The organism is Nocardia sp. NPDC056100, assembly GCF_042266325.1.
GTDB lineage: Bacteria > Actinomycetota > Actinomycetes > Mycobacteriales > Mycobacteriaceae > Nocardia.
This window is the reverse complement of the sequence record NZ_JBHJVY010000008.1, coordinates 74,451-86,930: the sequence shown is the minus strand read 5'-3', so window position 1 is coordinate 86,930 and position 12,480 is coordinate 74,451. Positions and strand designations below refer to the sequence as shown.

12 protein-coding genes and 1 other RNA gene are annotated in these 12,480 nt (G+C 67.1%); 7 read left to right on the top strand and 6 right to left on the bottom strand.

Going from position 1 to position 12,480, the window contains the following annotated elements; all coding sequences use genetic code 11:
- Positions 1-116: 116 nt before the first annotated feature.
- The 4 genes from sigJ to ACFC0O_RS44245 form a co-directional block, all read right to left on the bottom strand.
- Entirely contained in the window at positions 117-1,070 is a 954-nt protein-coding gene (gene sigJ / locus ACFC0O_RS44260; RefSeq protein ID WP_375968320.1) for an RNA polymerase sigma factor SigJ, read from the bottom strand.
- A 225-nt stretch (positions 1,071-1,295) separates the two neighbouring features.
- On the bottom strand, positions 1,296-2,231 hold the full coding sequence (locus ACFC0O_RS44255; RefSeq protein WP_375968319.1) for a cobalamin biosynthesis protein: 936 nt from the start codon (positions 2,229-2,231) through the stop codon (positions 1,296-1,298).
- Positions 2,232-2,310: 79 nt separating this feature from the next.
- Positions 2,311-3,261 carry an SURF1 family protein gene (locus ACFC0O_RS44250; protein ID WP_375968318.1) on the bottom strand — a complete coding sequence of 317 codons (951 nt, stop codon included), beginning with the start codon at positions 3,259-3,261 and terminating at the stop codon, positions 2,311-2,313.
- Complete coding sequence (locus ACFC0O_RS44245) at positions 3,258-3,749, bottom strand: low molecular weight protein-tyrosine-phosphatase (RefSeq protein WP_375968317.1); 492 nt, start codon at positions 3,747-3,749, stop codon at positions 3,258-3,260. Before ACFC0O_RS44245 ends, ACFC0O_RS44250 begins: the two co-directional genes overlap by 4 nt.
- A 588-nt stretch (positions 3,750-4,337) precedes the next feature.
- Here ACFC0O_RS44245 and ACFC0O_RS44240 point away from each other — a divergent pair.
- Positions 4,338-5,429: a pyridoxal phosphate-dependent aminotransferase gene (locus ACFC0O_RS44240; RefSeq protein ID WP_375968608.1), complete on the top strand. Its 1,092-nt coding sequence runs from the start codon at positions 4,338-4,340 to the stop codon at positions 5,427-5,429.
- Positions 5,430-5,460: 31 nt separating this feature from the next.
- Positions 5,461-6,591, top strand: coding sequence for a Nif3-like dinuclear metal center hexameric protein (locus ACFC0O_RS44235; protein ID WP_375968316.1), 1,131 nt, complete (start codon positions 5,461-5,463; stop codon positions 6,589-6,591).
- Positions 6,592-6,728: 137 nt separating this feature from the next.
- Here the strand turns inward: ACFC0O_RS44235 and ACFC0O_RS44230 are convergent, their stop codons facing one another.
- Complete coding sequence (locus ACFC0O_RS44230; protein ID WP_375968315.1) at positions 6,729-7,172, bottom strand: OsmC family protein; 444 nt, start codon at positions 7,170-7,172, stop codon at positions 6,729-6,731.
- Between the two features lie 167 nt (positions 7,173-7,339).
- On the opposite strand from ACFC0O_RS44230, the gene ACFC0O_RS44225 reads away from it, so the two are divergent.
- Positions 7,340-8,077, top strand: a complete 738-nt coding sequence (locus ACFC0O_RS44225) for a zinc ribbon domain-containing protein (RefSeq protein ID WP_375968314.1) — start codon at positions 7,340-7,342, stop codon at positions 8,075-8,077.
- A 225-nt stretch (positions 8,078-8,302) separates the two neighbouring features.
- Positions 8,303-9,502 (top strand): bifunctional RNase H/acid phosphatase, encoded by a 1,200-nt coding sequence (locus ACFC0O_RS44220; protein ID WP_375968313.1) that lies wholly within the window; start codon positions 8,303-8,305, stop codon positions 9,500-9,502.
- A 6-nt stretch (positions 9,503-9,508) separates the two neighbouring features.
- Here ACFC0O_RS44220 and ACFC0O_RS44215 read toward each other — a convergent pair whose 3' ends face one another.
- Entirely contained in the window at positions 9,509-10,396 is an 888-nt protein-coding gene (locus tag ACFC0O_RS44215; RefSeq protein ID WP_375968312.1) for an alpha/beta hydrolase, read from the bottom strand.
- 30 nt (positions 10,397-10,426) lie between these two features.
- Between ACFC0O_RS44215 and rnpB the strand changes: the two genes are divergently transcribed.
- From rnpB to ACFC0O_RS44200, 3 genes are all read left to right on the top strand, one after another.
- An RNA gene (rnpB, locus tag ACFC0O_RS44210) (RNase P RNA component class A) lies at positions 10,427-10,851 on the top strand.
- 93 nt (positions 10,852-10,944) lie between these two features.
- Entirely contained in the window at positions 10,945-11,736 is a 792-nt protein-coding gene (locus tag ACFC0O_RS44205; RefSeq protein ID WP_364650422.1) for a slipin family protein, read from the top strand.
- 523 nt (positions 11,737-12,259) lie between these two features.
- Positions 12,260-12,469, top strand: coding sequence for a hypothetical protein (locus tag ACFC0O_RS44200; protein ID WP_375968311.1), 210 nt, complete (start codon positions 12,260-12,262; stop codon positions 12,467-12,469).
- Positions 12,470-12,480 lie beyond the last annotated feature (11 nt).

The following is a 12,480-nucleotide window of genomic DNA, read 5'->3' as shown; positions in this document are numbered from 1 at the left end:
GTCCCGGCGCCCCCCGGCCTCCCCCCGGCGGCCTTTCTGCGCGCCCTTTTAACCTTCGGTATTGTACAGTGGGGTGGCCCCCAACCTCTTGGGTTGGCGGCCCACCACTGTGCGATCTATTCGGGGGCGTTGGTGTTCAGCACCCAGTCCGGCTCGCCGTCCTCGGGGAGGTTGCGCAGCTTATCCGGATTGCGCACCACATCGATATTGGTGATGCGGCCGTCATCGATGGTGAAGGAGAACACGCCGGTGTTCTTGCCGTCGAACACCACCAGGCCCGGACGGCCGTTGACCATGATCGAACGACCCCAGCCGCCACCGACCTCGGTCGCGAACCGCAGGAAGCCCACCAGCGTCTCGGCCACCTTGCTCGCACCGTGCAGCGGATGCCGGAAGGCATTGACCTTGCCGCCGCCGTCGGCGGTGAAGGTGACATTCGAATCCAGCACGCCCAGCAGGGCACTCAGATCACCCGAGCGCCATGCCACCGCGAACGCCGACACCACCTTCTCGTGCTCGGCCGGATCGGCCGGGAAGCGCGGGGTGCCGGACTCCACATGCTTGCGCGCGCGAGAAGCCAACTGGCGCACCGCCGCCGGGGTGCGGCCCACCACCTCGGCGACCTCTGGACCTGTCATGCCGAAGACATCCTGCAGCACGAAAGCGGTTCGCTCGGCCGGGGACAGCGACTCCAGTACCACCAGTAGTGCGGTGGTCACCCGCTCATCCTGCGATACCCGATCGGCCGGATCATCCACCCAACTGGTGATCTCCGGCTCCGGCAGCCATTCACCGACATACTGTTCGCGCCGCGCCCGCGCCGATCCGAGATGATCCAAGGCCAGCCGCCCCGTCACCGTGGTCAGCCACGCGCGCAGATTCTCGATCTCCGCACCGTCATTCGTCTCGTAATACCGCTGCAGCCGCAGCCACGCCTCCTGCACCACATCATCGGCATCGCTCAGACTCCCCAGCGTGCTGTACGCGACCCGCCGCAAATAGCCCCGATGCTCCTCGAACCGCCGCGCCAACTCGGCCTGATCGGGTACCCCGTGCTGTCCGTCGCTCATTGCCGCCTCACCATTCCTGACCACGCGCCCATCCGGACGACCCTCACCAACCAGACGAACCAACTCCCCACACTGTGACATTCCCCAGCTCCGAGCCGGAACGCGACCTCGCCTGAGACTGCCGAACATTCGTGCTGCGATCGCCGGATCGCTGTCGTGGCATGAAGGTCGACGCACTGACCGCCCCCGTCATCCCGGCGCGCTTTTGGCCGGGATCCACACCTTTCAGCGGCGGGCGTAGGCGACGGTCGCGGCGACGAGTGCGGTGGCGAGCTGCACTGCCTCCGAGAGGCGGACCGCGCGGCGTAGATCGGCTACGCGCGGGGACGGGCCGTCGCCGAGGGTCGGGCGCATTTCGGTGCCGTGGCGGTACTGGGTGAGTCCGCCGAGCTGCACACCCAGCGCGCCTGCCATGGAGGCTTCTGCCACACCGGCATTCGGGCTCGGATGCTTGCCCGCGTCTCGACGCCAGGCGCGCCAGGCGTCGGCGGATCGGCCGCCGATCACCGGGGCGAGCACCGTCGTGATCAATCCGGCGACTCGGGCCGGGCCGAGATTCGCGACGTCATCGGTGCGCGCCGCCGCCCAGCCGAACCGGTTGTAGCGCTCGTTTCGATATCCGACCATGGCGTCGAGCGTGTTGATCGCGCGATACCCGAGCAGTCCCGGCACCCCCGCGATCGCACCCCAAAACAGTGGTGCGACAGTCGCATCCGAGGTGTTCTCCGCGATCGACTCGAGAGCGGCCCGGGCCAGGCCATCCGCGTCCAGCAGTTCGGGATCGCGGCCGCACAGGGAGGGCAACAGCTCCCGAGCGCCTGCGATATCCCCGGATTCCAGGAGATCGGCCATTTGCCGCCCGGTCTCGGCCAGGGTTGTTCCGCCAAGCACGGTCCAGGTGGCGGCCGCGATCATCGCGGCTTCGCCGACCGACCCGCGAATGGTTTTCTTGGCGATGATGCCCAAGCCGATGACGCCGCCGGCCAGTACGACCTCGTGCACAACTCCGGCCAGGCGATGATCCTGATAGGTGACCTGTTCCAGCTTCATTGCGGTGGTGCCGAACCCGGCCACCGGGTGCCAGCGGCGCGGGTCGCCTAAGACGCGATCCGCCGCGAAGCCGATCAACAAGCCAGCCGCAGCAACACTCCCGGAACGCACCAGCCGAGGTTATCGACTCCGCCGCACCCGGTGGACACCACCTCTACGACAGCGCTGCGATTGTTCACCCGGTGTGGAGTCAGCGGCGGGTGTTGCCGTAGCGGTCGGCGAGACGGGCTTCGTTCGTCGGAGGTTTCGGAATCGAAGGGGTCGGTACCGGTGCTGCGGTTGCGGTGGTGGGTTCCGCATCCGGATCCGTGTCGGCCGGGGTTGTGGCAGGCGCGGTGCTCGCAGCCGGTGCGGCCGTGGATTCGGCGCGTTCGCGGCGGCGGGCTCGGATCTCGGCGTAGATGAAATAGCCGAGGCCGAGGGGAGCCATGATGCCGAAGGCCAGCCATTGCAGGCCGTAGGAGAGGTACGGGCCCGCGTCCAATTGGGGGAGCGGGACGGGGCTGAACGCGCCCGGCTGGTTCTCGTCCAGTTGCAGGTAGCCGCCGCGGCCATCGGTGGGGATGGGGGTCAGCGGAAGGTTCAGGACCGTCGAATCCTGTTGGGTGTCAATGGAATAGACCTGGCGGTAGCCGTCCTCGGTGAGCGGCGGCTTGGTGTCCACGATGCCCTCGGAGGCGCGGACCCGGGCCTCGAGATGTTGCGGTCCGGTCGGCGGGGTGGCGATCACGGGCGGGCGGGAGCCGTTCACGGCGGCGACCAGACCGCGATCCACCAGTACGGTACGGCCGTCATCGAGGGTGAACGCGGTCAGCACCGAGAACGCCGGAGCAGAATCGAGGTGGCGCAGGCGCACCAGCACCGTGGAATCCGGGACATAACTGCCATTGGCGGTGACCCGCCGCCATTCGGTGTTCTTATCCGAGCCGCCGAACATACTGCTCACATCGACCGGATCGGCGTGCACCGAATCCGCGATGCGGGTATTGCGCTCCGAGGTCGAGGTGTTCTTGCCCAGCTGCCACGGCGCGAGCACCGAGAAACACAGGTACGCGAACCCGGCAACCACCACCGCGAGAATCACCCAGCTGGGTCGCAACAGAAACGTGAGCCGACGAAGCATGGAATTACCGGAACTCATGCGCGATCGCCTTCGCCGAGCTGTAAGCGCACCCAGTCGAGCAGTCCCGGCACCGCGGCCTCGATCTGCTCGCGCACCAGCGCGAAATCGGATTGATCCCCGTAATACGGATCCTGCACATCCGTTCCATGGGCGGCCGGATCGAAACTCCGCAGCAGCCGCCGTCGGTCCGACGGCACCCCCATGCGTGCCAGCGCCCGCTCATGCCCGGTATCCAGCGCGATCAGCAAATCCGCGTCCAGATGATCGTCGCCGATCACCGCCGCGCTATGCCCGACCGGATACCCGTGACTCCGCAATTCGGCATTCGTCCGCGGATCCGCCTCATCCCCGACATGCCAGCTCCCGGTCCCGGCACTGCTCACGCGCACCCGATCGGCCAGCCCGGCCCGTTCCAGATGCGCCGCGAACATCTTCTCGGCCATCGGAGACCGGCAGATATTGCCGGTGCAGATGAAGGTCACATGCAGGTCGCCCACGACAGCCATTCTGTCCCGAACCCCTCGAGCGCGGCCACGTAGGGTGTTCGCTGTGCCCGAGCACACCACCCTGCGCCCCGCCCCAGCCGCCCCGGCCCGCTCCGAAACCAGCGCCCACGGCTCCCGAACCCATGCGCCGAACACGATGCCGCCCGGCAATGCCGCACTCGCCGCACCGAGCGATGCGCGGTGGACTGTCGCACCTGGCAAGACGTCAGCCGCCGAGGCGAACGATCGGATGAAGTCCGTGCCGTCCGGCGATCTCGCCGCCGAAGGGAGCGATTGGCGGACGAACCTGCCGACCGGTGGTGCGGCAGCTGCCGACGCGCGTCACGCGCCGCGAAGCGCTTCGGGTGTGGAATCAAGCGCTTGGTCCTCTCCCGCACGTGAGCACGAGGTAGTCGCTGACCTGGGCCGCGTGCCCGAGAGCGTTTCGGACGTTGTGTCGCGTGTCCAGAGCATCGCGCGGGCCGGGCGGCTCGTGCGGTCGACATGTCGACGGGCCGCGAATTGAGCGATGTGAGTGGCGTGAGTGGCCTCGATGATGCCGACTACGCGAAGTTGCGGCATCACGGGGATGTGGAGACTCGGGTGGGGATGGTTGATTTCGCGGTGAATGTGCAGGGGAGTGGGCCGCCGGAGTGGTTGCGGGAGCGGCTGGCCGGGCGGTTGGGGGAGTTGGGGCGGTATCCGGATGCGGGGGAGGAGCGGGCCGTTCGGGAGGCGGTGGCGGCTCGGCATGGGCGGCGGGCCGATGAGGTGCTGTTGTTGGCGGGGGCCGCGGAGGGATTCGCGATGCTGCCTCGGCTGAGGTCGAGGCTGGCGGCGGTGATTCACCCGTCCTTCACCGAACCCGAACTCGCACTGCGGGAGGCCGGGGTTCCGGTCGCACGCGTGGTGCTGGAGCCGCCCTACAGCTTGGAATCGGTTGCGGGGCAGGCGAATATACCTGAATCTGCGGTCGGTGCGGTCGGTGCGGTCGGTGCGGTCGGTGCGGTCGGTGCGGTCGGTGGTAAGGCTGAAGCGTCGGTGCCTGGGACGCGGGGGGCGTGGGTGCCGGAGGCGGCGGACCTGGTTGTTGTGGGGAATCCGACCAACCCGACCTCGGTCTTGCATTCGCGGGAGAGTCTGCTGGCCCTGCGGCAGCCGGGGCGGGTTGTGGTTGTCGATGAGGCTTTTGCGGATGCCGTGGTTGGTGAGACGGAATCGCTTGCGGGGGAGAGCTATTCGGATGTGCTGGTGCTGCGGAGTCTTACCAAGACCTGGGCGCTGGCGGGGTTGCGGTGCGGGTACTTCCTGGGGCATCCGGACTTGCTGGCGCGGTTGAATCAGGGGCGAGCGCATTGGCCGTTGGGGACATTGCAACTGGAGGCGATCGCCGCCACCTGCACGCCGGAGGCGGTGGCGGAGTCGCAGCGGCTGGCCGAAAGCATTGCGGCGCATCGGGATGCGATGATTCCCCGATTGCGGGCACTCGGGATCGAGGTGTGTGAACCGGCGCGCGGGCCGTTTCTGCTGATTCGGGTGCCGGATGCGGAACTATTGCGCAAGCGGCTGGCGGGCAAGGGGATCGCGGTGCGGCGCGGGGATACCTTCCCCGGGCTGGAATCGGGATTCCTGCGGCTGGCGGTACGGCCCGCGGCGGAGGTGGATGTGCTGATCGACGCCATCGCCGAGCTCGGGCTCTAGTGAAAACAACTGTGTCGGAGGAGGTTCGGTGATGGCGACGGTGCGATTGGCCGAGGTGATGGCGGCGCTGGACGCGGCGTATCCGCCCGGACTGGCCGAATCATGGGATTCGGTGGGCCTGGTCGCCGGTGATCCGGACGAGGCGGTAGCGCGGGTGCTGTTCGCGGTCGACGCCACCGCCGCCGTGGTCGACGAGGCGATCGAATGGGGCGCACAGGCTTTGGTGGTGCATCACCCGCTACTGCTGCGCGGTGTCGACACCGTCGCGGCGGATACCCCGAAAGGCGCACTGCTGCACCGGCTCATCCGTTCCGGCTGTGCGCTGTTCACCGCGCACACCAATGCCGATTCCGCCGATCCGGGCGTCTCGGACGCGCTGGCGCACGCCATCGGCCTGACCGTCACCGGCCCGTTGGAGCCGAAACCGCTTACCGCCCTGGATGAATGGGAAATCATCGTCCCGCGCACCCATACCGAACAGGTACTCGAAGCCCTGTTCATCGCGGGCGCGGGCGGCACCGGAAACTACCGCGACAGCGCCTGGCGCTCGGCGGGCACCAGCCAGTTCCGCCCGGTCGAGGGCGCGAACCCCGCCGTCGGCGCGATCGGCGAACTGCACAGTCAGGATGAGGACCGCCTCGAGGTGGTCGCCCCGCCATCGCGCCGCGCCGCCGTCCTCGCGGCCCTGCGCGCCGCGCATCCGTACGAAGAGCCCGCCTACCACGTCACCGAGCGCGCCAAGCTGCCCTCCACGCGCGGTATCGGCCGCATCGGTGAACTCGCGGCCCCGGAAACGTTGCGCGAGTTCACCGCTCGCGTCCGCAAGGGTTTGCCCGCGACCACCTGGGGCGTCCGCGCCGCCGGGGACCCGGACCGCCTGATCCGCACGGTCGCCGTCTGCGGCGGCGCGGGCGATTCCTTCCTGAACACCGTCGCCCGCCTCGGCGTCGACGCCTACGTCACCTCTGACCTGCGCCACCATCCCGCCGACGAACACCTGCGCGCGGGCGGTCCAGCCCTCATCGACGCCGCCCACTGGGCCACCGAATTCCCCTGGTGCGCACAGGCGGAAGGCGTGGTGCAGGCGGCACTGTCGACGGTCGAGACCCGAGTCTCCGCAATCCGCACCGACCCGTGGACGGTGGGTGCGGCGGATTGCTGACAGCCGCGCCGACGAGGCGCGCTGCCCCGGAGGTCGTGCGATCCGGGTTGGGTGGCTGAACTTTTCGTGCAATCGTCGGCGCGTGCTGCGGGAAACCCGTCGAATCAGGTGCTCGATTGCACGAGAAGTTCAGGGCTTCAGCCTTCGCTGATGATCGTGGGCTCGTGTGCCACAGGGAAATTCACCGAGTTCGCGATGAAGCAGCGCTTATGCGCCTCCCCGTGCAGTTGCCGCGCGGTGTCGATCATCCCGGGCTCGCGCACGGTGACGCGGGGGCGCAGGGTGACCAGTTGGAAGCGTTCGTCGTCCATGACGCCGACGGCGGTGTCGTGATAGTCGGTGACCACCACGCCCGCCTCCGCGCACAGGTGCAGGTACCAGAGCATGTGACAGTCCGATAGCGACGCGACCAGCAGTTGTTCCGGATTCCAGCGCGTCTTGTCGCCCCGGAATTTCGGATCGGCGGTGGCCGGAATGCTCGGCCGCCCGTCCGCGAGCAGTTCGTGATTGCGCGTGTAGTCCCGGTATCCGGTGGTCGCGCCGGACCACGTGACCTCGACCTCATAGCGGTGTTCGCCCATATATCGACCCTGACATATCGGGCTGGTCGCGCGCCCGTCGATTTTCCGCGCGCCCCGGCCGGTCGCGATCAAATGTCCAGGTTGCGGTGGGGTTGGACAATCCGACTGGCTCGGACGGGTACGGTGGGAGTCTTGCACCGTCCATAGCGTCCAGGAGACCTTCCGCGTTGAATGCCGAACCTTCGATCCAGTCCAAGCTGCTCGACCTCGCCGCCGTCGACGCCGAACTGACCCGGATCGAGCATCGCCGCAAGGTGCTACCCGAGGAGCAGGAGGTGCAGCGGCTGGAAACCGAGCGGACGGCCCGTAAGGACGCGTCGGTGAAGGTGGAAATCCTCATCGACGATCTGGACCGCGATATCCGCAAGCTGGAAGGCGAGATCGACGCCGTCCGCAAGCGTGAGGATCGCGACCGCGGCATGCTGACCTCGGGTTCGGTCGGCGCGAAACAGCTTTCGGAGCTGCAGCACGAGCTCACCAGCCTGGAGCGCCGCCGCAAGGTGCTCGAGGATGACGAGATCGATGTCATGGAGCGCCGCGAGGCCGCCGCCGCCGATCACGCGCACGCCGGCGCGAACCTCGACAAGGCCGAAGCCGATCTGGTCGATGCCGAACGCCGCCGCGATGACGCCGTCGCCGACCTGAACGTCGCCCAGCAGCGCTGCGAATCCGATCGCGCCGCCCTGTCCGGCGGCTTCCCCGCCGACCTGCTCGCCGCCTACGAGAAGCAGCGCGCCACCGCCGGTATCGGCGCGGCCCTGCTGCAGGCCCGCCGCTGCGGCGCCTGCCGCATCGAACTCGACCGCGGCGAAATCTCCCGCATCGCCAAAGCCGCCCCCGACGCCGTGGTCCGCTGCCCAGAATGCAACGCGATCCTGGTGCGCACCAAGCACTCCGGGCTGTAAACACCCGCCCTGCGCGGCCCCTGCGGCCGGAATCGAGTTCGACCGGCCTACGTCGCTGCTGTTCGGCGGTGGCGCGGGTGGCGTCGTCGATGCCGGGCGGTCGGCTGGCAGGATGTGGCGCAGTCGGAGTTGAGTCGGGTCCGCGGACCCGGATCGGACGTTCCCTCGGCGGAATCGCGACAGTGGAACCGTCGAGCGGCAGACACCTTTGGAGGGTGAGAAGCGGTGACGGACAAGGTTGTGGTCGAGGCTGACGGTGGGTCGCGGGGGAATCCCGGGCCCGCCGGGTACGGGGCGGTCGTCTGGGATGCCGGGCGCGAGGCCGTGCTCGCCGAGCGGAAGGAATTCCTCGGGGTCGCGACCAATAACGTCGCCGAATATCGCGGGTTGATCGCCGGGCTCGAGGCCGCCGCCGAACTCGGTGCGCGTGAGGTTTCGGTGCGGATGGACTCCAAGCTGGTCGTCGAGCAGATGTCCGGGCGGTGGAAGGTCAAGCACGAGGCCATGATTCCGCTGGCCGATCGGGCTCGGCGGTTGGTCGCGGGATTCGATCGGGTGAGTTTCGCGTGGATTCCGCGTAAAGAGAATTCGCATGCTGATCAGCTCGCCAATGAAGCCATGGATGACGCGGAAGTCGTAGGTGAGGTGCGGAACGCGCTGAACCAGCCGGTGGCGACGGAATCGGCTCCGGCGCAGCGTGACTCCGGCACGGGCTCGGCCCTCGCTGCGGCGTCCACGCATTCGGATCCGCTCGCTGCGACCGGACAGGGTAAGGCGGTTTCGACGCCTGCGCCGGGGTGGACAGGGGCGGTGGGGCGGCCTACTCGGTTATTGCTGTTGCGGCATGGGCAGACGGAATTGTCTGTGGAGCGCAGGTATTCGGGGCGGGGGAATCCGCCGTTGACGGAATTGGGGCGGCAGCAGGCTGCCAATGCGGCGAGAATGCTTGCGGGTAAGGGGAATATCGCGGCGATCGTGTGTTCCCCGCTGGGGCGGGCGCGCGAGACCGCGGAGGCGGCGGGGAAGGCGCTCGGGTTGCCGGTGCGGGTGCTCGACGGGTTGATCGAGACGGATTTCGGTGCGTGGGAGGGGCTTACGTTCGCCGAGGCCCGCGATCACGATCCGGAATTGCACGCGCGCTGGCTGGGAGATCCCGCGGTGGCCCCGCCCGGCGGTGAGAGTTTCGATCAGGTGCGCGAACGCGTCGAAAGCGTGCGGCGCGATCTGGTCGCGCTGTATCCGGGTGCGAATGTGCTTGTGGTGAGCCATGTCACGCCGATCAAGATGCTGTTGCAACTCGCACTCGGCGTGGGCCCATCGCTGCTGTATCGCCTGCACCTGGATTTGGCGTCGTTGTCCATCGCGGAGTTCTATCCCGACGGCGGTTCGTCGGTCCGGCTGGCCAACGACACCTCATATCTCTAGAACACATCAGGGACGCAGTGTGGCGGTGAGGAATTCGAGTTGGTCGTGCACGGCCTTCTCGAACCACTCGTCGAAGTAGATATCGAAATGCCCGATCGGATACTGCTTCACGACCGCGTGCTTGGTGCGCTCGGCCGCGCGCAGCGTCGGTTTGGCGGGCGCGACGCTGTCGTTATCGCAGATGGCGTAGAACACCGGCGCTTTGATGTCCTTGGCGCGCCGGGCAGGTGAATCGAACAGCGTCGACATGCCGATGCGCGCGGGCACTTTCGGCCGATACTGACTGGATTCCTCCGCGAGCCGCCCATATCCGTCCGGAACGTCGGCCGCGCTCATCAACGCGGCCGAATGCTTCTTACCCGCCAATCGCGCCGAGATCGGCCGCCGGATCACCGGGCTGACAATGATGTCGGTCAATGCCAGCGTCCCGGTTTTCACCAGGCTGATCGGCCCCTTCGCCATGGCCGAGGACCAGCCGCTGGTGAATGGGCACTGCGCGACCACGGCCGCGATGTAGTGATCGTCCGGTGCGACCGAAAGCACATGCCCGCCCCCGAAAGAACTGCCCCACAGTGCGATTCGCGTCGCATCGATTCCCCGAATGGTGCGCGCGTAGGCGATCGCCGCATGCCAATCCTCACGTTGGCGCGCGATATTGATGACATTGCGCGGCTCACCCCCGCTACCCCCGAAATGCCGATAATCGAACGCCAGCACCGCGATTCCCGCCGCGGCGAAACGCCGCGCATAGCGATCCAATCCCATTTCCCGATCGGCTCCGAGCCCGTGCCCCATGACTACCAGGGGACGTGGCCGTATCGGCCCATCCGGCAGATACAGCCATCCCGCACACTGCTCACCACCGGAAGGGAACCCCACCTCGACACGCTCCATGGCCCGTTACGGTACCTTGGTGGCCGCGGACGAGTCGGTTGGGCGGCCGCGGCGATGGGAACGGGCATGTGAATGCCGCCGCCCGTCGTCGAGGAAAGTCCGGACTCCACAGAGCAGGGCGGTTGTTAACGGCAACCCGGGGTGACCCGCGGGACAGTGCCACAGAAAACAAACCGCCGGTGCTCCGCTCGCGAGAGCGGAACGCCGGTAAGGGTGAAACGGTGCGGTAAGAGCGCACCAGCGCGCCGGGTGACCGGCACGGCTAGGTAAACCCCGCCCGGAGCAAGGTCGAAGGTCGCATTCGCGAGAGTGCGGCTGCGCGGACGTTCGAGGGCTGCTCGCCCGAGTTCGCGGGTTGACTGCTCGAGGCACCCGGCAACGGTGTGTCCAGATGGATGGTCGCCACCCGGTGTTCGCACCGGGGACAGGATCCGGCTTATATACCGACTCGTCCGCCCTTTCGGGGGCGATCTCGCGGTGCCATGATTGAGGGTGGGCCGCGGCCGGATACCCGTGGCACAGTTGGAAATTCGCGGGGGCGAAACACCATGGGCGTGCTGTATGGCCTGGCGGCCACAATCGCAGTGCTGTTCTTCATCGGAGCGTGGGTGGTCGCCTCGGGCGTCCGCGTAGTGGCCCAGTACGAAAAGGGCGTGGTATTCCGGCTGGGCCGGGTGCGCGCGGTACGAGAACCCGGTCTGCGCCTGCTGCTGCCGGGCGTGGACAAGATGCGCAAGATCTCCACGCAGGTGATCACCATGCCGGTGCCCGCGCAGGAGGGCATCACCCGCGACAATGTGACGGTCCGGGTGGACGCGGTCGTCTATTTCCGGGTCATCGATCCGGCGCGCGCCATTATCGAGGTGCAGGACTATCTGTTCGCGATCGCGCAGGTCGCGCAGACCTCGCTGCGTTCGATCATCGGTAAGAGCGAACTCGATGATCTGCTCTCCAATCGTGAGGAGATGAACAAGGGCCTGGAGATGATGATCGACAATCCGGCCCTGGGCTGGGGCGTGCACATCGATCGCGTGGAGATCAAGGATGTGGCACTACCGGATTCGATGAAGCGCTCCATGTCGCGCCAAGCCGAGGCCGAACGGGAACGCCGCGCCCGCATCATCTCCGCCGAAGGCGAATTGCAGGCCTCCACCATGCTCACCGAGGCCGCCGCCCGCATGTCCACTGCCCCGGCCGCATTGCAATTGCGACTGCTGGAAACGGTGGTTCAGGTTGCGGCCGAGAAGAACTCGACGCTCGTCCTGCCTTTCCCGGTCGAGCTGCTGCGCTTCCTCGAGAGCGGGACCCTCCGCAATGAGAAAGATAAAGAAGAAGGTTGAGCCCATGTCCACCTCGATGCTGATCCAGCCGCTGGCCGTGTTAGTACTTTTCGCTATCGCCTATCTGTTCAAGCTGCTCTCCGCGACGCTGCCGAACGGCCTGCGCGACAGATAGCGCGCAAACAGCCGGACAACACCGTCCCCGGCACTGTTCAAACCTCACGACGAGGTGAGATACACCGCTTCGCAGGAGCTGTGCGAGATCCGCCGAGTTGGGCGAGAATGACGGCGCGTGCATGGCGTGTTTCGGCGCGGCTCGGCGTGTCGACTGGGTTATCGGCCCGGAACTGGCATCGAACGTGATCGACGTCATAAAGTGTTGCGCGTTGGAAAGTTCCGTTGCGGCCTGCAACGGGCAAAGGGTCTCAACATCGAACTTCGGAAAGCAGGTCTCGTCTATATGCGAATTGCTCGCAAATTGGCAGCCGGTGCCCTCCTCGCCGCTGCCGCTTCCGTTTCGGTTGTCCTCGGCGCCGGCTCGGCCTCCGCATTCGCGGTGACTCCGCTTCCCGGCGGAGTTCAGGTGGATCTCACCCCGGCGGATACCGCCTGGGTGGCGAATTCCCACATCGGGCAGGCGATCGCGGGCCTGCCGCATCCGTCTGCCGCGTCCTTCGGTGAATCGCTCGATTCGGCGGCGGCGCTCTCGACTCAGTTCCCCAACGGTCGCGTGGTCTTCACGGTGTACGGCCCGTTCGATCAGTTGAACGGCACCATGCTGGCCCTGCAGTAGGGACAGCGCAG